22 protein-coding genes and 1 pseudogene are annotated in these 24,949 nt (G+C 64.5%); 17 read left to right on the forward strand and 6 right to left on the reverse strand.

All coding sequences use genetic code 11. The features are described from left to right. Positions 1 to 169: 169 nt before the first annotated feature. Positions 170 to 1,486 carry a M16 family metallopeptidase gene (locus ACCD07_RS26655; protein ID WP_413449089.1) on the reverse strand — a complete coding sequence of 439 codons (1,317 nt, stop codon included), beginning with the start codon at positions 1,484 to 1,486 and terminating at the stop codon, positions 170 to 172. Positions 1,487 to 1,619: 133 nt separating this feature from the next. Between ACCD07_RS26655 and ACCD07_RS26660 the strand changes: the two genes are divergently transcribed. Genes ACCD07_RS26660 through ACCD07_RS26670 form a run of 3 tightly spaced genes read left to right on the forward strand, consistent with a single transcriptional unit; the run spans position 1,620 to position 2,905 of the window. Then, positions 1,620 to 2,087: an acyl-CoA thioesterase gene (locus ACCD07_RS26660; RefSeq protein ID WP_176654072.1), complete on the forward strand. Its 468-nt coding sequence runs from the start codon at positions 1,620 to 1,622 to the stop codon at positions 2,085 to 2,087. A 19-nt stretch (positions 2,088 to 2,106) separates the two neighbouring features. Beyond that, a complete protein-coding gene (locus tag ACCD07_RS26665) occupies positions 2,107 to 2,391 on the forward strand; it encodes a KTSC domain-containing protein (RefSeq protein ID WP_176653766.1) in 285 nt (94 codons plus the stop codon). Positions 2,392 to 2,428: 37 nt separating this feature from the next. Further along, complete coding sequence (locus tag ACCD07_RS26670) at positions 2,429 to 2,905, forward strand: hypothetical protein (protein ID WP_176653767.1); 477 nt, start codon at positions 2,429 to 2,431, stop codon at positions 2,903 to 2,905. Here ACCD07_RS26670 and ACCD07_RS26675 read toward each other — a convergent pair. Further along, positions 2,902 to 3,147, reverse strand: coding sequence for a hypothetical protein (locus ACCD07_RS26675; protein ID WP_176653768.1), 246 nt, complete (start codon positions 3,145 to 3,147; stop codon positions 2,902 to 2,904). The two genes, ACCD07_RS26670 and ACCD07_RS26675, sit on opposite strands and share 4 nt — an antisense overlap. Positions 3,148 to 3,210: 63 nt before the next feature. Between ACCD07_RS26675 and ACCD07_RS26680 the strand changes: the two are divergent. Beyond that, positions 3,211 to 3,966: pseudogene (locus tag ACCD07_RS26680) on the forward strand (hypothetical protein). Between the two features lie 76 nt (positions 3,967 to 4,042). On the opposite strand, the gene ACCD07_RS26685 reads toward ACCD07_RS26680, so the two are convergent. Further along, the gene (locus ACCD07_RS26685) at positions 4,043 to 7,603 is read right to left on the reverse strand and encodes a CARDB domain-containing protein (RefSeq protein ID WP_413449090.1); all 3,561 of its coding nucleotides are present in this window, start codon (positions 7,601 to 7,603) and stop codon (positions 4,043 to 4,045) included. Positions 7,604 to 7,960: 357 nt separating this feature from the next. Here ACCD07_RS26685 and ACCD07_RS26690 point away from each other — a divergent pair, with 357 nt between their 5' ends. Both ACCD07_RS26690 and ACCD07_RS26695 read left to right on the forward strand, forming a co-directional pair. Beyond that, the gene (locus tag ACCD07_RS26690) at positions 7,961 to 8,611 is read left to right on the forward strand and encodes a LysE family translocator (RefSeq protein WP_413449116.1); all 651 of its coding nucleotides are present in this window, start codon (positions 7,961 to 7,963) and stop codon (positions 8,609 to 8,611) included. Continuing rightward, the gene (locus tag ACCD07_RS26695; protein ID WP_413449091.1) at positions 8,608 to 9,147 is read left to right on the forward strand and encodes a GNAT family N-acetyltransferase; all 540 of its coding nucleotides are present in this window, start codon (positions 8,608 to 8,610) and stop codon (positions 9,145 to 9,147) included. Before ACCD07_RS26690 ends, ACCD07_RS26695 begins: the two co-directional genes overlap by 4 nt. Positions 9,148 to 9,157: 10 nt before the next feature. Here ACCD07_RS26695 and ACCD07_RS26700 read toward each other — a convergent pair whose 3' ends face one another. Continuing rightward, positions 9,158 to 9,676 (reverse strand): DUF1003 domain-containing protein, encoded by a 519-nt coding sequence (locus tag ACCD07_RS26700; RefSeq protein WP_176653771.1) that lies wholly within the window; start codon positions 9,674 to 9,676, stop codon positions 9,158 to 9,160. A gap of 38 nt (positions 9,677 to 9,714) precedes the next feature. After that, the gene (locus tag ACCD07_RS26705) at positions 9,715 to 12,561 is read right to left on the reverse strand and encodes an EAL domain-containing protein (protein WP_413449092.1); all 2,847 of its coding nucleotides are present in this window, start codon (positions 12,559 to 12,561) and stop codon (positions 9,715 to 9,717) included. Positions 12,562 to 12,718: 157 nt separating this feature from the next. Between ACCD07_RS26705 and ACCD07_RS26710 the strand changes: the two genes are divergently transcribed. Together ACCD07_RS26710 and ACCD07_RS26715 are read left to right on the forward strand one after the other, a co-directional pair. Next, the gene (locus ACCD07_RS26710; RefSeq protein ID WP_413449093.1) at positions 12,719 to 14,308 is read left to right on the forward strand and encodes a flavin monoamine oxidase family protein; all 1,590 of its coding nucleotides are present in this window, start codon (positions 12,719 to 12,721) and stop codon (positions 14,306 to 14,308) included. Between the two features lie 24 nt (positions 14,309 to 14,332). Next, positions 14,333 to 14,773 (forward strand): Rid family hydrolase, encoded by a 441-nt coding sequence (locus tag ACCD07_RS26715; protein WP_353402212.1) that lies wholly within the window; start codon positions 14,333 to 14,335, stop codon positions 14,771 to 14,773. A gap of 15 nt (positions 14,774 to 14,788) precedes the next feature. Here ACCD07_RS26715 and ACCD07_RS26720 read toward each other — a convergent pair whose 3' ends face one another. Next, positions 14,789 to 15,460 (reverse strand): transferase spermidine synthase, encoded by a 672-nt coding sequence (locus tag ACCD07_RS26720; protein WP_413449117.1) that lies wholly within the window; start codon positions 15,458 to 15,460, stop codon positions 14,789 to 14,791. Between the two features lie 218 nt (positions 15,461 to 15,678). Here ACCD07_RS26720 and ACCD07_RS26725 point away from each other — a divergent pair, with 218 nt between their 5' ends. From ACCD07_RS26725 to fdhD, 9 genes are all read left to right on the forward strand, one after another. Next, positions 15,679 to 15,954 (forward strand): hypothetical protein, encoded by a 276-nt coding sequence (locus ACCD07_RS26725; protein WP_176653776.1) that lies wholly within the window; start codon positions 15,679 to 15,681, stop codon positions 15,952 to 15,954. Between the two features lie 13 nt (positions 15,955 to 15,967). Next, on the forward strand, positions 15,968 to 17,149 hold the full coding sequence (locus ACCD07_RS26730; RefSeq protein ID WP_413449094.1) for a diguanylate cyclase: 1,182 nt from the start codon (positions 15,968 to 15,970) through the stop codon (positions 17,147 to 17,149). 127 nt (positions 17,150 to 17,276) lie between these two features. After that, positions 17,277 to 18,731, forward strand: a complete 1,455-nt coding sequence (locus ACCD07_RS26735; RefSeq protein ID WP_176653778.1) for a Ppx/GppA phosphatase family protein — start codon at positions 17,277 to 17,279, stop codon at positions 18,729 to 18,731. Between the two features lie 17 nt (positions 18,732 to 18,748). Further along, positions 18,749 to 19,531, forward strand: coding sequence for a substrate-binding periplasmic protein (locus ACCD07_RS26740; protein ID WP_413449095.1), 783 nt, complete (start codon positions 18,749 to 18,751; stop codon positions 19,529 to 19,531). After that, complete coding sequence (locus ACCD07_RS26745; RefSeq protein WP_413449096.1) at positions 19,512 to 22,181, forward strand: ATP-binding protein; 2,670 nt, start codon at positions 19,512 to 19,514, stop codon at positions 22,179 to 22,181. Before ACCD07_RS26740 ends, ACCD07_RS26745 begins: the two co-directional genes overlap by 20 nt. Then, a complete protein-coding gene (locus tag ACCD07_RS26750) occupies positions 22,178 to 22,558 on the forward strand; it encodes a response regulator (RefSeq protein WP_176653780.1) in 381 nt (126 codons plus the stop codon). Before ACCD07_RS26745 ends, ACCD07_RS26750 begins: the two co-directional genes overlap by 4 nt. 64 nt (positions 22,559 to 22,622) lie before the next feature. Beyond that, positions 22,623 to 23,180: a hypothetical protein gene (locus ACCD07_RS26755; protein ID WP_413449097.1), complete on the forward strand. Its 558-nt coding sequence runs from the start codon at positions 22,623 to 22,625 to the stop codon at positions 23,178 to 23,180. 97 nt (positions 23,181 to 23,277) lie between these two features. Then, positions 23,278 to 24,051 carry a GNAT family N-acetyltransferase gene (locus tag ACCD07_RS26760; protein ID WP_176653782.1) on the forward strand — a complete coding sequence of 258 codons (774 nt, stop codon included), beginning with the start codon at positions 23,278 to 23,280 and terminating at the stop codon, positions 24,049 to 24,051. A gap of 56 nt (positions 24,052 to 24,107) precedes the next feature. Beyond that, on the forward strand, positions 24,108 to 24,926 hold the full coding sequence (fdhD, locus tag ACCD07_RS26765) for a formate dehydrogenase accessory sulfurtransferase FdhD (RefSeq protein ID WP_413449098.1): 819 nt from the start codon (positions 24,108 to 24,110) through the stop codon (positions 24,924 to 24,926). Positions 24,927 to 24,949 lie beyond the last annotated feature (23 nt).

The raw sequence follows: 24,949 nt of genomic DNA on the forward strand, positions 1-24,949 counted from the left end.
GCCGCAGGTGCACCTGGGCATGACGCCGGTGGCCGGCGAGATCGCCCGCGCCGCGGGGGGGGGGGGGGGGGGGGGCCCCCCGCCGCGGGGGGGGGTGGGGCGGGGCCCCCCCCGGGCCGCCAGCGCGGCGGCGAGGGCGGTCTTGGCGATAATGTGTTTGCTCATGTGATCAATCCTCCTTCGCGGCCAGCACGCCGACGGTGCGCTGCGATTTTTTCAGGTATTTGACGGCCACGGCCTGGATGTCGGCCGGCGTCAGCTTTTCGTAGGCGGCGGGGGCGTCGAACATCTTCTTGTAGTCGCCGAAGAAGACTTCGTAGTTGCCCAGCTGCTGGGCCTTGCCGTTGATGGTTTCCTGTTCGCGGTACAGGTTCAGCAGCTTCTGGTTCTTGACCTTTTGCAGCTCCTCGGCCGTCACGCCGTTCTTGACCACGTTGTCGACCTCGGCCAGCAGCGCTTTTTCCAGCGCGGCCGGTGCGGTCTTGGCGGTGGCCACGGCCGACAGGTACAGCAGGCCGGGATCGAAGCCGTCCATGCTGCTCGCGCCGACCTGCGTGGCCAGCTGCTGCTCGACCAGCGCCTTGTACAGGCGCGAGGTCTTGCCGTCCGCCAGCAGGCTTTGCAGCACTTCCAGCGCGTAGTAATCGGGGCTGTTGGCCTGCGGGATCTTGTAGGCGATGGCCAGGTTGGCCGACGTGGCCGATTCCTTGGCCACGAACACGCGGCGTTCGCCTTTCTGCTCAGGCTCCACCGTGCGCACGGCCGGCGGCAGCGCGCGCTTCGGTATGCCGCCGAAATACCTGGTGGCCAGCTTCTTCACGTCGTCGGTCTTGACGTCGCCGACGATCACCGACACCGCGTTGTTCGGCGCGTAGTAGGTGGTGAAGTAGCGCTGCAGGTCTTCCTGCGTCCACGCCTTGATGTCGGACTCATGGCCGATCACCGGCCACGAATACGGGTGCGCCTGGAAGGCCACGCCGTTGATTTCCTCGCGCAGCGCGCGCATGTTGGAGTTCTCCAGCCCGGTGCTGCGCTCGGACAGCACCACGCCGCGCTCGCTGGCGACCATTTTCGGGTCGATGGAGAGGTGGGCGATGCGGTCGCTCTCGAGGTTGAAGATGGTTTCCAGCGACGACGCCGGGAACCAGTCCTGGTACACGGTCAGGTCGTTGCTGGTGTAGGCGTTGTTGGAGCCGCCCTTGGCTTCCATCGTGCGGTCGAACATCTTCGGGCCGAAGTTCTTCGAGCCGTTGAACATCATGTGCTCGAAGAAGTGCGACAGTCCGGTGATGCCGGGCGCCTCGTTGCGCGAGCCGACCTTCCAGAACGTGTACATATTGGCGTTGGGGATGGTGCTCGATTCCAGCACGATGAACTTCATGCCGTTGGCCAGCGTGAAGGTGTGGACCTGATCGGCCGTCAGGGCGGCCTGTGCGGTGGCGGCCATGCCCAGCATCATGCCGGCGGCCAGGACTTTCCATTTCATGAGCGCTGCTCCTTTATGCGTGAAGCGCAAAGCATACGATATCCGTAGATGTTTTTGATAACTATTTGCGGATGACAAGTTTAGCGGATAGCATGGAACAAACTACACTAGGGAGCAAGCAATGGAAAAACCAATGAACTGGGTGGCCCACGAACTGAGCATGACCGTGCTGATGACGCCGGACATGGCCAATTTCTCCGGCAACGTGCACGGCGGCACCATCCTCAAATACCTCGACAGCGTGGCCTACGCCTGCGCCAGCCGCTATTCCGGCAGCTATGTGGTGACCTTGTCGGTGGATCAGGTGATGTTCCTGCAGCCGATACACGTGGGCGAACTGGTGACGTTCCTGGCGTCGATCAACTACACTGGACGCACGTCGATGGAGGTGGGCATCCGCGTGGTGACCGAGAATATCCAGCAGCGCCTGGTGCGTCACGCCAACAGCTGCTATTTCACGATGGTGGCGGTGGATGCGGACCGCAAGCCGGTCGAGGTGCCGGTGCTGGTGCCGGAAAACGACGAACAGCGGCAGCGCTGGGACCAGGCGCTGCTGCGCAAGCAGGCGCGCCAGATGGTGCACGGCGCGCGCAAGGCCTGAACCGATAGGGGGAGTCATCATGGAAATGAAGCGCATCAACGCCGGCAAGCTGCGCGCCATCGGATACGATGCGCGCGAGCGCCAGTTGCGGGTCGAGTTCGACGACGGCACGGCGATCGACTATTCGGGCGTGGGCACCGAGGTGTGGCGCAAGCTGTCGACCTCGGGCGCGGCGTGGAGCTATTACCGCGACAACATCGAAGAGGAATTCAGCGGCCGCAAGGGCGTGGCGCGCAAGCCGACCAGCCGCGCCGAGCTGGAGGACCTGTTCAAGGCGCCGGGCAGCGATGACAAGCAGGAGTGATGTCGAGTGAAGCGCGCGCTGTTGTCTATGGAGCCGCGTGGAAGTCTTCATTGCAGATAGGATAATTTCGCTCTATCATCACCTGCACCATCCGCACACAGGAGCCATCCAGATGACCACGTTGCAAAATCGATCAATACCTGAAGAGATCAAGGCCGCTCTCGACCAATGGGACCGGATGGCAGCAAGACTCATGCGGCTGTATGCAATGCTGGGGGCGCTAAGTGTGGTTTGCTCCCTTTTTGTTGCAACCTTTACGGGGTCAGAAACGGTTCCGGCGGGATCTATCAGAGTCGTTGCATTTATCGGAGCCGCCTCGCTAGCCTGGATTGGCACCTTTAACATGGGAGCAAAGGCAAATGCGGCGCGCGGTGCCTGGCGCCTGTTGAATGCCGCTTGCATTCGCTACAAGTACGAAGAGTCCTATACGTTCGAAGAACTTCGGGCGCAATATGTCGTTGGCGAGTCCTTGCTGGGCGCGGTCACAATCTCCGAGCCTTCCCCCAAGCACTAAGGTATCGGCAAGGTCAAGTCCATACCGAGCATCCTGATAAGGCCGAAGGTGACGAGCCCCAGGCCCAGGAGCGATAGCAAGAAGAGAGCGGCAACCTTGCCGCTCGCCCGCAGCACCGCGCGCCGCTCCTCCGTTTTCCCCTTCTTCCCTTGATCGTAATGCCACTTGATGGCGTAGTACATGCCCGTGGCGAGCACGAGAAACTTGAACGTAACGAAGACTACAGGTATCCATTCCATCATTTTGAACATTCCAGGTTATTACCGGCATACTACTTGAAAGCAATATCCATACATTGAGACAAAATGTCCCAGTTGAAAGCCATACAAGACAAAGAGGCGCCAATCTGGCTGCCGCAATTGGCCTCCAATGGCGGTCCGCGTTTTCTGCAGATTGCGGATGCGTTGCAGGCGGCGGTGGCAGCTGCGGCGCTCGAGGCACTTATGTCGCGGCACCGAAAGTCGAACTGACCGCCATCCTCGACCTGAGCATGAATACCCCGCCACCGCCGGATGGCGTGGACTTCGACGACATGTTGAAGCAGGGTTTGTCTCAAGTACTGATGAGGGCAGATAATGAATTGCTGATGACTTACCATCGCCTTCGTGTTGATACGCGATCCGCACGAACGCGAACGTTTCCTGGTCGCGCCAAGATCGTTTGCGCTGATGGTCGCTCCCCTGACGGCCGCGCTGGCCACTCAGTGGATCCTCGACGGTTCGGCTGGCGGATTGATGGAAGGCGTGCGCAACGAGGCGCGTCTGCGCCACCGGATGGCTCGGGATATTCTGGCGGGGCGGTACAGCGGCTCCGGAGACGGCCTGCATGTATGGCTCGAGTTGCCGGGGCATTGGAACTCATCACAGCTTGCGCATGCAGCCGGCAGCGAGGGCATCGCAGTCACGCCGGCGGAGGCATTCGCAACCGGCGGCGGATCCGCGAATGCAATTCGGATCTCTTTGGGTAGCATCAAGGACCGTGGACGTTTACAGGCGGCTCTTCAACGGCTGTCTCATCTGCTTGCCCGGCGGCCCGAGTCGTTCAGCGCCGCTGTGGTTTAACTCCGCCGAGATACAAAAACTCCGGCGCCAGGCCGGAGTTTTCTCACTTCCACTCAATCATTGCCGCAACGGTGCATCAGGGAATAACGCCATTCACCGTGAAGCTGCTGGAGTTGTTTTTCAAATGCGCCTGCGGCACGCCGCTCACCGTGGTGGTGTTGAAGGTTGCCGCGCCCACCGCCGTGGCACGGATCTCCACGCCGTAGGTGCCGCTGGTGACGATCTGGGTACCGGTGTGTGTCACCGAAGCCCCGGTCGACGGTTCCTCGCTAAGTACAGCCGCATACGTGCTGTCCTCGATGAGGTTGTTGTTCAGCGTGATCGTCGGGTTGGCAATCTTGCCCGAGCTGGCAACCCAGTATTCCCAGATCGCGCCGATGTTGTAGAGATAGTCGTGGTGATACGAACCTGCACGCACCAGCTTGTTACCGGAAATGTCCAGCGTACCGGTGAGCGAAGGCGGGCTGAAGTTGGTGCCGAACTGGATGCCGCCGCCATTGTCGATGATGTCGACAATCAGGTTAGCCTTGACGACATTGTTCTCGCCGCCATAGATGCCTATGCCGTTGGCCAGGCCAGGCAGCTGGATCGTGTTGTTCTGGAACGTGTTGCCGGTATCCAGATGCGTATCCGACCACATGGCCAAGCCATCGTCGCCCGTGTTGCGCACGACATTGTTGGAGACCGTGCTGTTGCTTGTGCCATAGTGGAGATTCAAGCCGTCGGCCCAGGTGTCGCGGATGCGGCAGTTGGTGACGGTGGCATTGTTGACCAATCCGGCCTGGCTGTACGACTGGGTGGTCCACACACCGACCTTGGTGTGTTCGAACCACACGTTGTTGATGGTCGAATTGCTGAAGTTGCCTTCCGCACCCGACACGCCATCGTCGTCATCACGCAGCACGTCGTCGGCCGAGATTTTCAGGTCGGACAAATTGCTGTTGCCGCCCTTGGCATACACGCCGGCGAAGTCGCCTTGCAGCGTGCTGGTCCAGATCCCGGTGCCCCGCAGGGAAACCCCGGCGGGCAGGTAGATACGGGTGCCCGCGCCACTCCAGCCCGGGCCGGCGACGCCGTTGTTGAAGTCGAAGGTGCCCGCAGGAATCCAGACGCCGACCTTGGCGCCAGCCGAAGCGACGACCGCGGCAATCGCGTTGTTCATGGCCGTGGTGTCATCGATGCCGTCGTTGGCGACGGCGCCGTAGGCGGTGATGTTGACGAAATTCGACGGCATGGTCAGCGCGGCAGGGATGGGCTCCAGCTCCACGAAGTCCACCGTGACGCTGGCCGTGGTCGAGAAGTTCAGGTTCGACGTTTCCCGCATCAGTTTGATCGTCGTTCCGGGCGGGTAGGAGGCGTCAAGGATAACGGCGACTTCGTCAAAGAAGCGGTGCGGATTGGCAGGCGTGGCCGCTGGATTGTTCGACCAGTGCTTGTTGCCGCCTTCGGTGCCCCAGGTGCCGTAGATCCAGCTGTACTTGTTGGTCAATACCAGGTCGGTCTTCTTGACGCCGTTGACATACAAGCTGAGACCGGCGTTGTAGGCCGCGCCATTGGCGGTATCAGGGATGGAGTAGCGCAGCACCAGCCCTTGTCCGGCGGCGGTCGTGGTGATTTGCGCATATTGGCCGGCGGAGGTCAGTTTCACCGCGGCCCGGCCCGATGCCTCGGACGACAGTTGGCCCCACGCGCGGCTGCCCGAGACCAAGGCGCCGGTGTAGCTGCCCGCTTCGGCTTCGTACGTGGTGTACGGCATGGAGGCGCCGTAGGTCGCCGTGCTCAGGATGGTGCTGAACGCGTTGTTCGCCTCGTCCGACTCGGCGATCGCGTTGTTGCTGTCGACCACCGCGGTGATGGTTGGCGCCGATCCGGCCATCGCCCAGGTACCGGTGTCTTGCGCCAGGGTGATCGAGGCGCCGGCGGCCAGGGAACTGCTGTAGTTGCTGACCGAGGTGAACACGGTGCCGTTGACCGCGAACGTGATCTTGTTCGTCGTGCCGGCCGGGGTGGCGCCCGGTCCCTGGTTTTTGATGGTGGCGCTGAAGGTCACGGCCTGGCCTGCCGTCGGCAAGGTTGGACTCCAGGTGATGCTGGTGACAACCAGGTCGGGCTTGGCCGCTGGACGCGCGGGAACGGCGCCCTTCAGTTCAAAGGCCCATTGCGTGCTGCCCCAGGCGTTGCTGATGGCGTAGCTCTGGGCAAATCCCTTCTGCCCTTCGATGGTCGTATACCAAGAGTTCTGAGCCACGCTCTGGATGTTGTAGTAACCCGAGTTCGATGCCGCCGGCATGTCGAACAAGACGTTGTTCGGCGCCGGGTCCGCATAGATCGTCGTCATCGAATCGGCGGAGCTTGCCACACCGGTGATCGAGATATAGTTGCCGGTCGAGGCGTTCCAAAGCGCCTTGTGTCCGCCCTGATCCACCAGAGCCCATTGCGACGTCAGGTCGCTGGCCGCCGGCGTCCCATACATGACCTTGCCGCCTGCCTCGAACAGATAGAGCGTCGGTTGCCAGAAGTTCCGAATCCGGTACAGGCCGTTAGACAAGGCCGGCGCGGCGCCGACAGTCAGGGAGGCCGACAAGGTATTGTTGGTCTCGTTGGTTTCGGTGATCAGGTTCTGGTCGTCGACATAGGCTTGCACCGTGTGCGTTCCGCCTGTCGAGGCCCAGGATGCCGTGCCCGAGGGTCCGCTGTTGGCGGTCAGCGTGACGGAAGCGCCTGCTGCCAGGGATGCGGTATTCGTGTCGGACCAATTGACCTGGGTGCCGTCGACAGTGAAGCTGACGCCGATTTTGACGCCCGCAGGTTTCGCCGCCGTGCCCTGGTTCTTGACCACGGCCGTGAACGTCACTGCGCCAGGCGCTTGCGGGTTGGTCGGCGACCAGGTCAGGCTCGTGACCACCAGGTCGACACCGCCAGAAGGCGCGGTGACGGTGAAAGGCGCCGACAGCGTATTGTTCGATTCATTGGCTTCGGCGATCAGGTTCTGGTCGTCGACATAGGCTTGAACCGTGTGGGAGCCCACTGTTGCCGCCCACGTGGCGCCTGCGGGTCCGCCATTGGCGGTCAGGGTCACCGACGCACCCGCCGCCAGCGACGACGTATAGTTGTCGGACCAGGCAACCTGGACGCCATCCACGGTGAAGTTGACGCCATGCTTGATCGACGGGGTGGCAGTGCCTCCCTGGTTCTTGATGGTCGCGCTGAAGGCCATGGCGTTGCCGGTTTGCGGCGAGACCGGAGTCCAGGTCACGCTGGTCACCACCAGGTCGGCCGGGCCGGCTCCGGCTGAAGTCACCGTCAAGCTGTCGAGGTTGGCGTTGCCGCTGTCGGTCGTGTCGTATCTGTACGCGACGGTATTGTTTCCGGCATTCAGCGTCGCGGTTTCGTTCTGTGTCGCCCAGCTGTTCCAGTCAGCGGTCGCATTCAGCGTAGTCTGCTTGAGCTTGGTGCCATTGATGTACAGGCTCATGGTCCTGCTTGAACCGGTACCGTTCGCATAGCGCAGCCCCAAGGTGTACGACCCGGCCGTTGCGACATTCACCGTCATGGCTGTTTGCGCGTTGCCTTTATTGGCATCGATGAAGCCACCGACAAAGCCTGTGCCGGTGTAACCGGAATGGTCGGTTTGCACCACTGCGCCGCCTGCCAATGCACCGGATTCTGCCTCGTAAACAGCGGCGCTGGCCGTTGACGAGAAGCCTGGCAAGGCTGTGCCCAAGATCCCCAGCCAGAGCAGTGCCAAAAAAAGCCTCTGATAAAAAGACTCCTGATTTAATCTCATGAAATGTCTCCTTTTTTATGTTTTTTTCTAATCATGCGAAGTAGCTACCCCGCATGCCATTAATTGTGCAGCCAAATTTCAAACACTGTCTTCACGTCAGCTTCACGTTGACTTCAGGCGGTAGCGCCGATTAAGGCGTTACTCATAGTGACAATGCCCTTCGCAATAAAGTACTATTTATGAAATTGGCAAAAGATGGTCGATCACATGTCCTTTCAAAATTACTGGGTTTTTCTTCCGGCCTGCTTTGCGCTGAACATGGCGTTCGGACCGAACAACGTGTTGTCGCTGTCCAGCGGTGCGCGTCACGGCGTGCGCTATGCCGTGCTGGCGGCGTTCGGGCGCCTGGTCGCGTTTGCGGCGATGATCGCGATTGCCGGTTTCGGGCTGGGGGCGGTGCTGCTGGCCTCGGAGACGCTGTTCACGATGCTGAAATTTGGCGGCGCCGCTTATCTCGTATGGCTCGGCATCAAATTATTCCGCTCGCCCCCGGTCGAGGTATCGGATGCGATGGCGCGCAGCCAGGCCGAGGTTGAAATCCCGTCCGTCAAGCTGCGCCGACTGGCGAAGCAGGAGTTTTTTGTCGCGGCGGGAAACCCCAAGGCGATCCTGATCTTTACCGCATTTTTTCCACAGTTTGTCGACCGCTCGGCCTACGCGGCGAGTTTCACCATGCTGGGCGTGATCTTCCTGTTGCTTGAGCTGGTCGCCATCAGCATCTACGGAGTTCTCGGATCTCGGCTCAAGAGCTTGGCCGGCGGCGCGAGCGGATTCCGCTGGTTCAATCGCGCCAGTGGTTCGTTGATGGTCGGCTTTGGCATATTGTTGGCATTCCTGCGGAGGCCGGCAGTTCAATGACCTTATCTCTTCCCGACCAATTGTCGACCCCAAGATTGATGTTGCGTGAACCGCGCCAGTCCGATGCGGCGGCTTTCTTTGAGGCGTACACGCAGGACATCGAAGTGGCGCGCTACATGACCTGGCGTCCGCACCGCGCTTTGGCCGAGACGGAGGCTTTTATCGCTTACTGCATGCGCGGGTGGGCCAGCGGCATCAGCCGCGCGTACATACTGGCCCGGCATGACGAGGATATTCCCATTGGCATGCTGGAGGCTCGATTGTTTCCGCATACGGTAGACATCGGATATGTATTGCAGCGCAGGCATTGGGGCCATGGCTTGATGCCTGAAGCGATCGGCGCCCTCTGTAACGCGGCACTGGCGCTGCCGGCCTGTTTTCGTATCCAGGCAACCTGCGACGCCGAAAACGGGGCATCCGCCCGCACGCTGGAGAAGTCCGGGTTCACCTGCGAAGGCAAGCTGGCGCGGCACACCGTCCTGCCGAATCTGGGCGACGAACCGCGTGCCTCCCTGATGTATGCGCGCTGCCGGTAGTTGAAAAGCGCTAGTTTTTGTCCTGCAGGAAGTGGTGGTGCATTTCCGCCGTCAGCTTCTCGATGCGCTCCGCCATGGTTTTGGTGATGGCTGTGAGTTCCGTGTTCTGCCGCAGCAGCTCCAGCATCTGTTCGGATTGCTTGGCCGACGCAACGGCGATCGCTTCGCGGTGCTCGGCGTCGGCGTCGGAATGCGCCTTGTCACGCGCCGCCTGGCGTGTCTGCGCGAGCAAGATCAGCGGCGCCGCGTAGGCCGCCTGCAGGCTGAATGCCAGATTGAGCAGGATGAAGGGATACACGTCGAAGCGCGTGTATCCCAGCACATTGGCCGCGATCCAGATGGCGACGATGACGGTCTGGACGCCGAGGAAAATTGGCGTGCCAAAGAAGCGAGCGAAGGCCTCCGCCTTCAGCCCGAACACGTCGCTGCCGAACGTCTTCGACAGGTGTTCGAGCGGGCGATGGAAGCGCAGGTGATCGACTGCGGGCGCGCCGGCCGACGGTGCTTGGTGGATGTGGGACGGGTCCATGGCTACTCTCGCGAGGAAAAGCGCCACTATAGCTCACCTTACGCCGCCGCCGGCATCGTCCGTAGATTCCGGCCCTCGATAAGCAGTTGCTCGAAGTCGCCGGCCGGCAGCGGCTGGCTGAAGTAGTAGCCCTGGATTTCATCGCAGCCGTTGCGGCGCAGGTAGTCCAGCTGCTCAGCGCTCTCGACGCCCTCGGCGATCACGCGCAGCTTCAGGTTGTGCGCCAGCGCGATGATCGACACCACGATGGCCGCCTCGCCGCCCTCGGCGATGTCGCTGACGAAGGAGCGGTCTATCTTCAGCACGTCGATGGGGAATTTGCGCAGGTAAGAGAAGCTCGAATAGCCGGTGCCGAAATCGTCGATCGACAGCGCCAGGCCCAGCGCCTTGAGCTTGTGCAGCAGCTCCACCGCCAGCGCCACGTCGTGCATGAACAAGCCCTCGGTCAGCTCGATGTCCAGGCAGGACGGCGGCAGGCCGGTCTGCTCCAGCACCTCGGCGATGGCGCCCAGCAGCTTGGGCTCGCCGAACTGGCGCGGCGACAGGTTGACGGCGATCCGCAGCGGCCCGTGCCCGGTGTCCTGCCAGGCCTTGGCCTGCGCGCAGGCGGTCTTCAGCACCCAGGCGCCGATCGGCACGATCAGCCCGGTCTCCTCGGCCAGGCCGATGAAGCGGTGGGGCGCCACCATGCCCAGCTCCGGATGCTGCCAGCGTATCAGCGCCTCCATGCCGACCACCAGGCCGCTGGCCAGGTCGACCTGCGGCTGGTAGTGCAGCACGAATTCGTCGCGCTCCAGCGCGCTGCGCAGCGCCGTCTCGATGCGCACCCGTTCCAGCGCCTCCTCGTTCATGGCCGGCTGGTAGAACTGGGTGTTGTTGCGGCCCAGCTTCTTGGCGCGGTACATGGCGATGTCGGCGTGCTCGATCAGCCGCTGCGCCGGCGTGCCGTCCGGATCGTAGACGGCCACGCCGATCGAGCAGGTGACGAAGAATTCCTTGCCCTCCAACAGCACCGGCTGCGCCACCGCGCGCATGATGCGCTGGGTCACGTCCAGCGACAGCGCCTCGTCCGGATATTCGGTCAGGATGGCGACGAATTCGTCGCCCGACAGCCGCGCCACGGTGTCGCTTTCGCGCACGCTGTCCTGCAGCCGCTGCGCCACGGTCTTGAGCAGCAGGTCGCCGGCCTTGTGGCCGAGGCTGTCGTTGACGAACTTGAAGCGGTCGAGGTCGATCAGCATCACCCACAGCGGGATGCCGCTGCGGTTGGCGAAGGCGGCCGCCTGCATCAGGCGGTCCTGCAGCAGCACGCGGTTGGGCAGGCCGGTCAGCACGTCGTGGTGGGCGATGTGGTGGATGCGTTGCTCCGACAGCTTGCGTTCGGTGATCTCGGTGCCGGTGCCCTGGTAGCCGCAGAACTTGCCGTCGCGGTCGAACACCGGCTCGCCGCTGGTGCTGAACCAGTGGGGCCGACCGTCGGTGCCCGACAGCATGTATTCGAGGTTGTAGAAGGGCTGGTGCGCCTGCAGCTGCGCGATATGATCCTGGCCCCAGCGCGATTCGCGCATTTCCTGGTGATGCTGCCAGCGCGTCTTGCCGAGAAAATCCGCCGGGTCCTGCATGCCCTTGTCGAAGAAGCCGCCGGAGATGTTGGTGAAGCGGAAGTCGCGGTCCTGCTCCCAATACCAGTCCGACGACAGCGCCAGCAGGCGGCGGAAGCGGTGCTCGCTTTCCTGCAGCGCTTCCTCGGTGCGCTTGCGGGCGGCGACGTCTTCGTTCAAGCGCTCGTTGCTCAGTTGTAGCGCATGGGTGCGCTCGTCGACCAGCCGCTGCACGCGCAGCGAGCGGCGCGCCAGCGAGTTGACGAAGGCCGCCGTCAGCATCGAAAACAGCAGGCCGCCGATCAGGGTCGACAGCGAACCGAGGTGGCTGGACAGGAAAGGGCGCGGCAGCGGCGCCACCAGCACATGCCAGGACTTGCCGGCCGCGCTGAAGGTGCTGGTGTAGATGTCGTGGTAGTCGAAGGCGAACCAGCGCTGCAGCGGCTTGGCGGCGGCCGTCTGTTCAGGCGCCTGGCCCTGGCTGAAAATCAGGTTGTCGGGACGCACGTCGTCGCCGATGTAGACCCGCAGCACCAGTTCGTGGTCGTCCAGCAGCTCGGCGCCCTGCAGGATTTTGTGGATCAGGTCGGTGGAGCGTATCACCGCGCCGGTGTTGCCGATCCAGGCCGCGCGCCGCTGCTCGGCGGTGGCCGTTTGCGCGCCCGGGCGGTACACCGGCTTGAGCAGCACGAAGCCCTTCTGGTTGCCGCGCTCCTGCACCAGCCGCATCAGCGGCGTGGCCAGCGTGGTGCCGGCGGCCGCAGCCTGGCTGACGGTGGCGGCCATCGGCAGCGACATCACGTCGAGCCCGAACGCGGCCTCGTTGCCGTCCAGCGGTTCCAGGTAGTCGACGATCACGTGCTGGCGCCGCGGCGCCATCGGCCGGTTGCCGGCGTCGTGCATGCGGTAGCCGGGAAAGCCCTGGCGCACCATGGCTTCGTAGGCGCGCGCCTGCTCGTCGGTCAGCACGCGGTGGAAGTTGAAGGTCTGCACGAACGGGTAGCGCAGCAGCAGCGGCCGCGTGAAATCGGCGAACTGCTCGCGGCTGACGCTGCCAAACGATGTGTACAGGTCGTTGAGGATGGTGACCAGCTCCAGCGTGTCGTCCAGGCCGCGGCGGATGGCGGCGGCCCGCACCTGGGCGCGCTGCTGGAAACTCAGTTCCATTTTGCCGTATTCGAGCGCGCTGACGGCCACGAACAGCAGGCCGGTCACCGCCATGCCGGTGCACAGCGTGAGAGCCGCCGCCAGCGAAATCGGCGAAGATTTGCGGAAGAGCGGCATGCTGCGCTTTCTGAAGATAGTTTCATGCAAGTGTGTCACAAGTCCTGCCTTTGCGACAGTAGTTGCCGGTGCCTGTCTTATGCCAGCCACGGTCCGGGGCAAGGGCAGGCGGCGAACATGCTATATTGCTAATTCCTTGCCAGCAGGAGCCTCGACCATGCCTCATGACCGTGCCGTCTCGCGCCGCAGTTTCCTCCACCATGTCGCCCGCACCGGCGGCGCGGCGGCCGCGTTTGCCGCCCTCGACGCGCTGGGCTGCGCCAGCCTGGCCTGGGGCGAGGACCTGGCCTACAAGGGGCCGCCGCTGCTGCCCGGCGGGCTGGGCAAGGGCAAGCGCGTGACCATCCTCGGCGCCGGCGTGGCCGGCATGACGGCCGCCTACCAGCTGGCCAAGGCCGGCTTCTCCTGCACCGTGCTCGAGGCGCGCCACCGCCCGGGCGGCCGCAGCTGGACCATCCGCGGCGGCGACCGCATCGACCAGGCCGATGGCCCGCAGCAGGCGCGCTGGCCCAAGGCGCCGCACCTGTACATGAACCCGGGGCCGGCGCGGATCTCGCACCACCACCGCGCGGTGCTGGGCTATTGCCGCGAATTCGGCGTGCCGCTGGAAATCATGATGAACGATAACCGCGCCGCCTACCTGCAGGACGACCGCGCCTTCGGCGGCAAGCCGGTGCAGGCCAAGCAGGTGCTGGGGGACGGCCACGGCTATTTCGCCGAGATGCTGGGCAAGGCCGTGTCGACCGGGCAGCTGGAGCAGGAACTGGGCAAGGAGGACCGCGAGCGCCTGCTGGTCGCCATCGCCGGCTTCGGCGACCTGCAGCGCGACGGCCGTTTCCGCGGCACGGCGCGCAGCGGCTACGCCGTCACGCCGGCGCCCGGTACGCCGCACGGCACCATCCGCCAGCCGCTGCCGCTGGCCGAATTGCTGCGGGCGGACTTCTGGCAATTCAAGGCGGAGTTCGCCGAAGACTTCGACCAGGCCGGCACCATGCTGCAGCCGGTGGGCGGCATGGACCAGTTTCCGATGGCGTTCGCCAAGCGGGTCGGCCACCTGATCCGCTACGACACGGTGGTCGACGAGATCCGCAAGACCGCCGCCGGCGCGCGCGTGGTCTGCCACCACGGCGCCGGCGCAAAAACCACCATCGACAGCGATTTCGTCATCTGCACCTTGCCGCTGACGGTGCTGCGCGGCATACCCAACGATTTCGCGCCGGACTACCAGCAAGCCATCGCCGGGGTGGAATATGCGACCTCCTCCAAGACGGCGTTCTACGCGCCGCGCCGCTTCTGGGAGCAGGACGACGGCATCTACGGCGGCCTGTCGTGGACCACCCGCGACGTCACGCAGATCCTCTATCCGTCGCACGGCATCGGCAAGGCCGACGGCGTGCTGGTCGGCTCCTACTGCTTCGGCGTCGAGCCGGGCGACGACATGGGCCGCTACCCGGTGGCCGAGCGCATCGAGAAGGCGCTGGCGGTGGGCGAGCTGTTCCATCCCGGCTACCGCGCGATGGTGCGCGGCGGCATCAACATCGCCTGGCCCAAAGTGCCTTACAGCCTGGGCGCCTGGGCCGAATGGAAGCCGGAACAGCTCGACACCGTCTACAAGCTGCTGCAGCAGCCGGACGGCCCGATGGTGTTTGCCGGCGAGTACCTCGGCTATCTGAGTTCGTGGCAGGAGGGCGCCGTGCTGTCGGCCCACCGCGCCGTTGAAAACATCGCCGCGCGCGTGCGCGCCTGATTTCCCCACCCTGAAAGGACCGCCATGAAATTGCCAGTCGCTTTGCTTGCTTCCGCCCTGTTCGCCCTGCCTGCCGCCGCGCAGACCAAGGTCACGCATATCCAGACCGCGCAAAGCGGCATCGCCAACGCCGTGTGGGCCGGCGACACGCTGTACCTGTCGGGCAAGCTGGCCAAGTCCTACGAGGGCGACACCAAGGCGCAGTCGATCGACATCTTCAAACAGTTCGAAGCCACGCTGAAAGAGCAGGGCCTGGGCATGGGCGACGTGGTGCAGATGCGCGTCTACCTGGTGGCCGACGCCGCCGGCAAGCTCGATTTCGCCGGCATGAACGACGCCTACAAGGATTTCTTCGGCACGGCGGCGCAGCCCAACAAGCCGGCCCGCGCCACGGTGCAGGTGGCGGCGCTGGTGGTGCCGAAGGCGCTGGTGGAGATCGAGCTGGTGGCGGTGCGGAGCAAATAAGCCGGGACGGCAGGCTCAGTCCGGCCCCAGCCAGCGCAGCTTGAGCACGATCCAGTGCGCCAGCAGCTTGTTGAGCAGCGGCAGCGCCAGGCCGTGGCTGCGCGCCACCTTGCGCTGCATGGCCAGCGCCGGCGACGGCTGGCCGCCCTTGACCGCGAACAGGATGCGGTTGTTGCCGGCGATGCCGTGGAACCAGCAGATGCGGCCCTGGAACGCCTGGCGCAGCCGCCGCAGCATGGGGCCGTAGTTCGGGTCGTAACTGAAAATATTGGCCGCCATCACGCCGCCGGGCCGCAGCGCGCGACGGCAGTCGGCGTAGAAGGCGGCGCTGCCCAGCGCGGGCGGCAGGCCCTGCTCGTCGAAGCCGTCGACCAGCAGCACGTCGGCCACGCCGGCCAGCCCTGCCATGTATTCGGTGGCGTCGGCCTCGATGATGCGGAAGCGGGCGTTGTCGCGCGGGATGGCGAACTGGTCGCGCAGCGCGATCACGTCGGCGCGCAGTTCCAGCACGGTGATGCGGCTGTGCGGCAGGTAGCGGTAGCAGAACTTGGCCAGCGAGCCGCCGCCCAGGCCGACCATGACGATATGCTCGGGCTTGGGATGAAACAGCACGAAGCACATCATCGCGCGCGCATAGCTGAGCACCAGGTCGTCCGGCCGCGACAGCCGCATTTCGCTCTGGATCATGCCCGGCTGGAACTCCAGCGAGCGCTTGTCGCCGCGCGTACGCACTTGCGGCCGGTTGGCAGATGAGGTCAAGTTGGTTCGTAATGTGGATTTACAGGGGCAATTTATAGTAGCATGCGCGCCGTAAGCCACATTGCATTTACAGACGGAAAATTTGTAGGTACATTGGCGATAGCACAGGCCTTGCCCCTCCGGCGGCCCTCTTGGAGACAGAAACGATGTTTTTAGACCACCCTACGCTTACCGCCACCAACAGCTTCACCGAACCGGACCGACTGGAGCGCCTGACCCGCGTCTACGGCTATGTGGTGGCGCTGGCCGACATGGCCGGCGAACAATCCTTCATCGAGAAGGTCAGCCAGCTGCATGACCACAAGGGCACGCTGATCGTGTTCTGGCACGACGCCCCGAGCGAGGCGGAAAAGGCCTTCTTCACCCGCGCCTGGGCCAGCAAGATGGGCGACGGCAGCACCAACGTCGAGCACGAGGTCTGACCGGCCCCGGGTCATGGATATAAAAACACTGGTACTGGCGCTGGCGCTGGGCAATCTGAGCCTGTGCGCGGCGCTGTTCTTTTTTGAGCAGGAGGGCCGCCGCGGCGCTCAGCCGGCGGCCGGCCAGTCCACCTGGGCGCTGGCCAAGCAGTTCCAGGCGCTGGCCTGGGGGCTGCTGTACCTGCGCGGCGCGCTGCCCGATTTCCTCACCATCCCGTTCGCCAACGCGCTGCTGCTGGCCGGCTTCGCGCTGGACGCCTCGGCGCTGTGGGAGCAGGCCGGGCGCCGCGTCTGGCGCCGCTACCTGCTGCCGGCGCTGGGCGTGGCCATCGGCCTGTTCACCGGTGCCTGGCTGATGGATGTGCCGGCCGCCGGGCGCATCGCCATCGCCTCGCTGGCGGTCGGCCTGTTCTTTATCGCCGGCGCGGCCGCGCTGGGCCGGGGCTGGAGCGCCGGCACCCTGTTGCGGCGCTACCTGGTGCTGGCGATGCTGGTGCTGGCGCTGGCCGTGATGGCGCGCGGCCTGCTGACGGCGCTGCTGCCGCAAGGCGCCGGCTGGGTCAGCCCGGCGCTGATCCAGGGCGTGGGCATCGTCGCGCTGTACCTGATGATGGTCAGCGGCGCCTTCGGCTACCTGCTGCTGGGCCGGGAAAAGCTGCAGGGCGAGCTGGCCCGGCTGGAAGTGGTCGATCCGCTGACCGACGTGCCGAACCGGCGCGGCTTCTACCAGACGCTGACGCCGTGGATCGCGCTGGCGCGCCGGCCCGGCATGCCCACCTCGCTGATCATCCTGAACCTGGACCATTTCAAGCGCGTCAACGACAACTACGGCCATCCGGTCGGCGACCTGGTGCTCAAGGCCATGGTCGACGTGTGCAAGAAGCAGCTGCGCGATTCCGACATGATGGGCCGCCTGGGCGGCGCCGAGTTCGCCATCCAGCTGCCGCGCACCTCGCTGGAGGACGCGCTGATGGTGGCCGAACGCATCCGCAACGCCGTCGCGGCGCTGCCGGTGAAGGCGGAAAAGGCGGTGATCAACATGACGGCCAGCCTGGGCGTGACCACGATACGCGCCGAAGACACCACCGTGAGCCTGTTCAAGCGCGCCGACGAGGCGCTGCAGGCGGCCAAGCGGGGTGGCCGCAACCGGGTGGCCGAAGCGCAGGCGGCCACCGGCGCGATGGAGGCATCGTAAGGTGCGTCATCAAGGCGTAACAAACTGCGCATATCGTGATTATAATTATGTAAATCGTTTAGTTTGATTTATTCTGTTTGATCACCCGCGAGCCTTCGTTGCCGTTTGCCGAGAGAGGCTTCCATATATGTACGCAGCAGTAGATTTAGGTTCCAACAGTTTCCGCCTCCACATCGGCAAGCATGACGGGGAGGCCATCCGCGTCCTCAAAAGCGTGCGCGAGCCGATCCGCCTGGCCGCAGGGCTGGACGAAAAAGGCAACCTGACGCCGGCCGCCATGCAGAACGCGCTGGCCTGCCTGAAAAACTTCCGCGCCGTGCTGGCCGCCTACCGCCTCGACGCGGTGCGCGTGGTGGCCACGTCGGCGATGCGCGTGGCGCGCAATTCCGCCGCCTTCCTGCCCGAGGCCGAGCTGGCGATCGGCTATCCGATCGAGATCATCTCCGGCGAGGAGGAGGGGCGCCTGATCTACATGGGCGTGGCCAACGCGGTATCGCTGCCCGGCGAGCGCCGGCTGGTGATCGACATCGGCGGCGGCTCCACCGAGCTGATACTGGGGCGCGGCCAGGAGATCGAAAAGGTCGAGTCGTTCAGCGTCGGCACGGTCAAGCAAAGCCTGTCCTTCTTTGTCGGCGGCCGGGTCGACGCGCCGTCCTTCGAGGCGGCCATCCTGTCGGCGCGCAGCCATTTCGAGGATGCGGCGCCGCCTTACCATCCGCAGTTCTGGAAGCAGTGCTACGGCTCGTCCGGCACCGCCCGCACCATCGCCGACATCATCGTCAAGAACGGCATCGGCCGCGAGGTCAACGCCGCCACGCTGAACGCGCTCAAACAGCGCTTCATCGAATTCGGCCACGTCGGCAAGATCGAGATGGCCGGCCTGCGGCCGGACCGCGCCAGCACCATCATCGGCGGCCTGGCGATCCTGATCGGGCTGGTGCGCGAGCTGGATATCCCGGTGGTCCAGCCGATCGAGGCCGGCCTGCGCATGGGCGTGATGTGGGACCTGCACCTGCGCTCGACCAAGCGCGACCGCCGCGAGCAATCGGTGCAGGCCTGCGTGCAGCGCTTCCACGTCGACGAACGCCGCGCCAACCGCGTGGCCGACGACGCGCTGGCGCTGTACATGCAGACCAAGCCGGTGTCGGACCTGTACACCCGCCACCTGTACTGGAGCGCGCTGCTGCATGAAATGGGCATGGTGGTGTCGCACACCGGCTACCACAAGCACGCCGCCTACATGATCGAGAACGCGGATTTGCCCGGCTTTACCGCGCGCGAGCAAAAGACCATGAGCCGCCTGATCCTGGCGCACAAGGGCAACCTGCGCAAGGTGGTCGATGCGCTGGCGGACCCGGATTTCGTCAAGGCGGTGGTGGCGCTGCGGCTGGCGGTGCTGTTCATGCACTCGCGCCTGGACATCGACTTCACGCTGATCCGCCTGCGCATGAAGAACCGCATCGAGCTGGAAATCCGCCGCGAATGGGTCAGCGACCATCCCACACTGTCCTACTGGCTGGAGAAGGAACAGGAGCAGTGGGATGAAGTCGGTGTAGACTTCAGCATCCGCGCCAGCGGCTAAATATCGAGGAGATGCCCATGACCGACAGGATCAAACGCTGCTGCGCCTATGCGCTGCTGGCCCTGTCGTTTCCAGCCGCCGCCGCCGACAAGGCCGGGGACACCAACGTCACGCTGTGCTTCGAGCAGCAGGACGTGCTGCCCTGGCGTACCGAAAAAGGGGGCGGCCTGAATTTCGAGCTGCTCAAGATGGTCGAAAAGCGGCTCGACATCCATTTCGAATTTCAGGGCATCCCATGGAAGCGCTGCCTGGCGCAGCTGAAGGCGAACGCGGTCGACGGCGCCTTCGCCGTCAGCTACAAGCCGGACCGGCGCGAGCTGGGCGAGTATCCGGGCGGGCAGCAGATCGACGCCGGCAAGCGCATGCACGTCGACAGCTATGTGGTGATCCGCAAGAAGGGCAGCAGGGTCGATTGGGACGGCAAGAGCTTCCGCAACCTCGACGGCGCGGTCGGCTTCCAGCTGGGCTACTCGGTCGGCGACGTGCTGCGCGCGCAGAACATCGAGGTGGACGAGGGCAGCCAGCGGGCCGACGAGCTGGCGCGCAAGCTGATCGCCGGCCGCGTGGCCGCCGCGGCGGTCGGCGGCAGCGACGCCCATGGCCTGATGAACGGGCCGCTGGCGCCGCAGCTCGAGCAGCTGCCGGTGCCCATCATCGAGAAGCCGTACTTCCTGATCCTGTCGCACGGCATGGTGGCGGCGCGGCCGCAGCTGGCCGAGCGCATCTGGCGCGCGGTCGAGGAAGCCCGCAACAGCGCCGCCTACAGGAAGCTCGAAGCTATTGAAGGAGTCCGTCATTGACGCGCTGGATCCGGTGCTGATCCCGGGCGGCCCGCTGGCGCGCCTGCGCAGCGCATGGCGGCGCGACATCCTGCTTCGCCTTGGCTTCGGCATCTTCGTGGCGGTGGCGCTGTCGACCGCCGTCTACACCACCTATGTGATGAAGACGCTGCGCACCGAGGCCGAGCAGAACCTGCGCGAGCGCGCCGAGCGGCTGGCCGACGTGCTGTCGCAGGCGCTGGCGCGGCCGCTGTTCGACATCAACAGCGCCGCTGTCTCCAGCGTGGTCGACGCCTCGGGCGCCACGCCTGAGGTGCTGGTGCTGCGCGTGCTGGCGCCGAACGGCGCGGAGCTGGCCAGCTACGTGTCGCCGCTGCGCGAGCCGGTGGCGGCGATCAAGGTGCATCGCGACATCAACTTCACCGACGTGCGCCGCAGTTATCCGGTCGGCTCCATCGACCTGGCGTTCTCGCGCCAGCAGATGGACCAGGACCTGCGCCGCCAGATCTACAACACGGTGGCGGCCAACCTGCTGCTTGCGCTGGGGATCGTGCTGTCGATCTTCGTGGTGGGCCGGCGCGCGGCGCGGCCGTTCGCCGATATCCAGGACGGGCTGGAGAAACTGACGCGCGGCGAGACCGACATCAACCTCTCCGGCATCGGCCGCGAGGACCAGGTCGGGCGCCTGTCCGACGCCGTGCTGCGCTTCCGCGACACCATGACCCGGTTGCGCGACGCCGAACAGGAACTGCGCGAATTGAACAGCGACCTGGAAAAGCGCATCGACGCCCGTACCCGGGAGCTGACCGGCTCCATGCAGATGGTCAGCGACAGCAAGGCCAAGCTGCAGACCATCGTCGATACCGCGCTCGACGCGGTGGTGCGCATGGACCTGGCCGGACGCATCGTCGGCTGGAACACGCAGGCCGAGCGGATCTTCGGCTGGAGCCGCGACGAGGCGATCGGCCTGGCGCTGGACAAGACCATCATCCCGCCGCGCTACCGCTACGACCACCGGCGCGGCATGCAGCGCTACATGGCCGGCGGCAGCGCGACCCGGACCGTGCTCGACACCCGGATCGAAGTGGTGGCGCTGCGCCGCAGCGGCGAGGAATTCCCGATCGAACTGGCGATCACGCAGGTCAAGTCGGAAGGGCAGGACAGCTACGAATTCTGCGCCTTCATCCGCGACATCAGCGACCGCCGCGAGCGCGAGCAAAAGCTGGTCAATGCCAACGTGATGGCGGAGGCGGCCAACGTCGCCAAATCCGAATTCCTGGCCAATATGAGCCACGAGATCCGCACGCCGATGAGCGCCGTCATCGGCATGGCCTACCTGGCGCTGCGCACGGAGATGACGCCCAAGCAGCACGACTACATCAGCAAGATCCACCGCGCGGCCTTGTCGCTGCTGGGGATCATCAACGACATCCTGGACTTCTCCAAGATCGAGGCGGGGCGGCTGGAAATGGAGGCGATTCCGTTTGCGCTGGAGGAGGTGCTGGCCAATGTGTCGAGCGTGACGGCGCAGCGGGCGGCCGACAAGCAGCTGCGCTACCTGGTGGAAGTGGCGCCGGACGTGCCGCCCTACCTGGTCGGCGATCCGCTGCGGCTGGGACAGGTGCTGATCAACCTGGCCAACAACGCGGTCAAGTTCACCGCCGAGGGCGAGCTGGAATTGCGCTGCTCGGTGCGCGAGCCGGCGGTCGACGGCGGCAAAGCCACGTTGCGCTTCTCGGTGCGCGACACCGGCATCGGCATGACGGCGCAGCAGAAGTCCCGGCTGTTCCGCGCCTTCAGCCAGGCCAACGGCTCGACCACCCGCCACTACGGCGGCACCGGCCTGGGGCTGTCGATCTCGCAGCAGCTGGTGCGGCTGATGGGCGGGCATATCGACGTCCAGAGCGAAGTCGAGCAGGGCTCGACCTTCCATTTCGATTTGCAGTTTGCGCTGTCCGACGCGTCGGCGCTGAAGAAGCAGGCGGCCCTGTATCCCGCCCAGCCGGGGGAGCTGACGCTGCAGGAGTCGCCGCGGCGCGCGGCGCGCGTCCTGCTGGCGGACGACAGCCTGGTCAACCAGGATGTGACCATCGGGCTGCTGGATCTGCAGGGCGTCAGCGTGGATGTGGTCCATAACGGCCGCGAGGCGCTGGACCGCCTGCACGCGGCCGGCCCGGACACCTACGACCTGGTGCTGATGGACCTGGGCATGCCGGTGATGGACGGCCATGAGGCGGTGCGCCTGCTGCGCCAGGACAGCCGCTTCGACGAGCTGCCGGTGGTGGCCGTGACCTCGAACGCGCTGGCCGGCATGCGTGCGCAGTGCCTGGAGGAGGGCATGCAGGACTACATCACCAAGCCTATCGATCCGCAGCGCCTCTACAGCGTGCTGACGCGCTGGCTCGGGCTGTCGATGAAGGTGATCCCGCCGATGCCGCCGCGCGCCGACGCCGGCGGGCAGGATGCGCACCAGGCGCTGGCGGAACTGCGGGCGCTGCTGGCGGAGTTCAGCGGCGACAGCCTCGATTATTTCGACAGCGTGCGCGAGGCCCTGGCGACGCTGTTGCCGCCGCTGACGATGGGCCGCCTCACCAGCCACATGGAGCATTACGAATTCGAAGCCGCCGGCAAGTTGCTGGCGGCAGCAGCAAGAGACCAGGAGAACCCATGAACACGAAAAATAAAAACCTGCCCACTGTATTGATCGTCGACGATACGCCCGACAACATCACGCTGTTGTCCAGCCTCTTGAAGGACAAGTACAACACCAAGGTCGCCACCAGCGGCGCCACGGCGCTGCAGATTGTCGCCGCGGCGCCGGTGGATCTGATACTGCTCGATATCATGATGCCGGACATGGATGGCTTTGAAACCTGCCGCCGGCTGAAAGCCGATCCGCGCAGCAGCGCCATTCCGGTGGTGTTCCTGACCGCCAAGAGCCAGGCCGAAGACGAGGCCATGGGGCGCAGCGTGGGCGCGGTGGATTTCCTGCGCAAGCCGGTCAATCCGGACGTTTTATTTACTCGCGTCGCGGCGCATTTGCGATGAGGCAAGCAAAAACTGCGTAAATGATATATATTGTTTATATTGTTGAATAAAAAATGGAGTAGATATGAACAAACCCGCCGCAAAGACCGCCGAAAAACCCGCGACCGCCAAGTCTGCCGCCGCAAAACCCGCACCGAAGGCAGCAGCGCCGAAGGCCGCAGCCAAGCCAGCCGTGAAGGCCGCCGCCAAACCTGCGCCGAAAGCCGCTGCCGCCAAGGCAGCACCTAAGGCCGCTGCACCTAAAGCCGCCGCTCCTAAAGCCGCACCTAAGGCCGCAGCCAAACCAGCACCCAAGGCAGCCCCTAAAGCCGCCCCCAAGGCCGCAGCCAAACCAGCGCCTAAGGCCGCAGCCAAGCCATCCGCAGCCAAGCCAGCCGCGCCGGAAGCCAAAGTCAAGGTTCAGAAGGAAAAGCTGGTGCGCGATAGCTTCACCATGCCAGAGCAGGAATACGCGGTGCTGGGCCAGGTCAAGAAAGCCTGCCTGAAAGCCGGTTTCGAGATCAAAAAGAGCGAATTGCTGCGTATCGGCGTCGCCCTGATCAGCCAGATCGACCTTGCCACGCTGCAAAACGTGCTGACCAGCCTGCCGCAGCTGAAGACGGGCCGCCCAAAGAAAAGCTGATTTAAAAACAACATGTCACGAAAATGACATTAGGCTGTCATTTTCTTGAAGTATTCGCTGGTTACGCTTGCTTCGTCTTCCACAGAAAGGATGAAGCATGCAAACCTCGATCATACAAGCGGACGCCCGAGCAACGTCCGGCAAGCTGGTACTCAGTATGGCAAGCACGCCGGAAGAACTGCGTGAAGTTCAACGCCTGCGCTACAAGGTGTTCATCGAAACCATGGGACTGAGTTCGCTCGTCCGCGAAGATGGCCTCGACAGCGACGAATTCGACGAGCACTGCGATCACCTGATCGTGCGCGATACCGCCACCTTGAAAGTGGTCGGTACCTACCGCCTGCTGAGCGCCTCGCGCGCCCGCAAACTGGGCCGCGTCTACTCCGAGGGCGAGTTCGACCTCGGCCGCCTGAACAACCTGCGCGGCCGCATGGTCGAAGCGGGCCGCGCCTGCATCCACCCCGACTACCGCGGCGGCAGCGTCATCATGCTGCTGTGGTCCGGCCTGGCCGAATACATGCGCCGCGAGAATTGCGACTACCTGGTCGGCTGCGCCAGCATCAGCCTGGCCGATGGCGGCCACAATGCCGTCGCCGTCTACCAGTCGCTGGCGGCACAGCACCTGGCGCCGTCCGAGTACCGCGTCACGCCGCACCTGCCGTTCCCGTTCTCCAAGCTGGAAGCCGCGCAAAAGCCGCAGGTGCCGCCGCTGCTGAAGGGCTACATGCGTTCGGGCGCCTGGATTTGCGGCGAACCGGCATGGGATCCTGATTTCGAAAGCGCCGACCTGTTCCTGCTGCTGCCGCTGGCCAACCTGGACGGCCGCTACGCCCGCCACTACGGCGTGGCAGGCGAACAGATGGCTGCCTGACGGATCCCCTCCGCCCCGTGTAGAATAAGCCGCAGTGCTTATTCTGCGGGGCTGCAATGAAGTTCGATACAGAGACCGACCGGACCGGATACCAGGAACGCTCCGTGCTGCGCCATCGCGGCACATCGTCCGACAATGCCGGCCGCGCCAACGACCGCGTCGCCGAGGAACTGCCGGTGGCGCTGGTCGTCAATGGCATTTCGCATGCCGTCATGATGGTCACGCCGCGCGAGCTGGAAGCATTCGCGCTGGGCTTTGCGCTCACAGAGGGTCTGGTCGCCAAGGCCGGCGACGTCTTCGACATCGAACTGCGGGAACATGAGCGCAGCTTCGAGGTCAACCTCACCATCGCCCAGGAAGATTTCGTTCAGCTGAAGCAGCAGCGCCGTTCGATGGCGGGCCGCAGCGGCTGCGGCGTGTGCGGCATCGAGAGCCTGGAATTACTGGACATGTCGCCGCCGCCGATCACGGCGCCGCCGTTGCACGACGCGACCACGCTGCCGCCGGCAATCGCCCGCGCGGTGGCGGAGCTGGGCCGGCACCAGGAGCTGATGAGCGCCACCGGCGGCGTGCACGGCGCCGCATGGTGCGATGCCAGCGGCGCCGTCCTGCGCGTGTGCGAGGACGTCGGCCGCCACAATGCGCTCGACAAATTGATCGGCCACCTGGCGCGCGACGGCGTGGACATGCAGGGCGGTTTCGTCTTCATGTCCAGCCGCGCCAGCTACGAGTTGGTGCGCAAGGCGGCGCGCATGAACATCCCGATGCTGGCGACGATCTCCGCTCCGAGCACGCTGGCGATCGACATCGCGGCCGAAGCGCGCGTCAAGCTGGTGAGCTTCTGCCGCAAGGACGGCTGCGTGGAATATACCTGATCTGATCGCTGCGATACCGGAAG

Origin of the sequence: Duganella sp. Dugasp56, assembly GCF_047304105.1 — a bacterium.
In the GTDB taxonomy this organism is placed as follows: Bacteria; Pseudomonadota; Gammaproteobacteria; order Burkholderiales; family Burkholderiaceae_D; genus Rugamonas; species Rugamonas hordei.

Coding starts and splice junctions, on each gene's coding strand:
- ACCD07_RS26755 (WP_413449097.1), top strand. CDS start 22,623: ATGAACAAACCCGCCGCAAAGACCGCCGAAAAACCCGCGACCGCCAAG.
- ACCD07_RS26695 (WP_413449091.1), top strand. CDS start 8,608: ATGACCTTATCTCTTCCCGACCAATTGTCGACCCCAAGATTGATGTTG.
- ACCD07_RS26710 (WP_413449093.1), top strand. CDS start 12,719: ATGCCTCATGACCGTGCCGTCTCGCGCCGCAGTTTCCTCCACCATGTC.
- ACCD07_RS26690 (WP_413449116.1), top strand. CDS start 7,961: ATGTCCTTTCAAAATTACTGGGTTTTTCTTCCGGCCTGCTTTGCGCTG.
- ACCD07_RS26715 (WP_353402212.1), top strand. CDS start 14,333: ATGAAATTGCCAGTCGCTTTGCTTGCTTCCGCCCTGTTCGCCCTGCCT.
- ACCD07_RS26700 (WP_176653771.1), bottom strand. CDS start 9,676: ATGGACCCGTCCCACATCCACCAAGCACCGTCGGCCGGCGCGCCCGCA.
- ACCD07_RS26705 (WP_413449092.1), bottom strand. CDS start 12,561: ATGCCGCTCTTCCGCAAATCTTCGCCGATTTCGCTGGCGGCGGCTCTC.
- ACCD07_RS26675 (WP_176653768.1), bottom strand. CDS start 3,147: ATGATGGAATGGATACCTGTAGTCTTCGTTACGTTCAAGTTTCTCGTG.
- ACCD07_RS26665 (WP_176653766.1), top strand. CDS start 2,107: ATGGAAATGAAGCGCATCAACGCCGGCAAGCTGCGCGCCATCGGATAC.
- ACCD07_RS26760 (WP_176653782.1), top strand. CDS start 23,278: ATGCAAACCTCGATCATACAAGCGGACGCCCGAGCAACGTCCGGCAAG.
- ACCD07_RS26655 (WP_413449089.1), bottom strand. CDS start 1,486: ATGAAATGGAAAGTCCTGGCCGCCGGCATGATGCTGGGCATGGCCGCC.
- ACCD07_RS26660 (WP_176654072.1), top strand. CDS start 1,620: ATGAACTGGGTGGCCCACGAACTGAGCATGACCGTGCTGATGACGCCG.
- ACCD07_RS26730 (WP_413449094.1), top strand. CDS start 15,968: ATGGATATAAAAACACTGGTACTGGCGCTGGCGCTGGGCAATCTGAGC.
- ACCD07_RS26750 (WP_176653780.1), top strand. CDS start 22,178: ATGAACACGAAAAATAAAAACCTGCCCACTGTATTGATCGTCGACGAT.
- ACCD07_RS26740 (WP_413449095.1), top strand. CDS start 18,749: ATGACCGACAGGATCAAACGCTGCTGCGCCTATGCGCTGCTGGCCCTG.
- ACCD07_RS26725 (WP_176653776.1), top strand. CDS start 15,679: ATGTTTTTAGACCACCCTACGCTTACCGCCACCAACAGCTTCACCGAA.
- ACCD07_RS26720 (WP_413449117.1), bottom strand. CDS start 15,460: ATGATCCAGAGCGAAATGCGGCTGTCGCGGCCGGACGACCTGGTGCTC.
- fdhD (WP_413449098.1), top strand. CDS start 24,108: ATGAAGTTCGATACAGAGACCGACCGGACCGGATACCAGGAACGCTCC.
- ACCD07_RS26735 (WP_176653778.1), top strand. CDS start 17,277: ATGTACGCAGCAGTAGATTTAGGTTCCAACAGTTTCCGCCTCCACATC.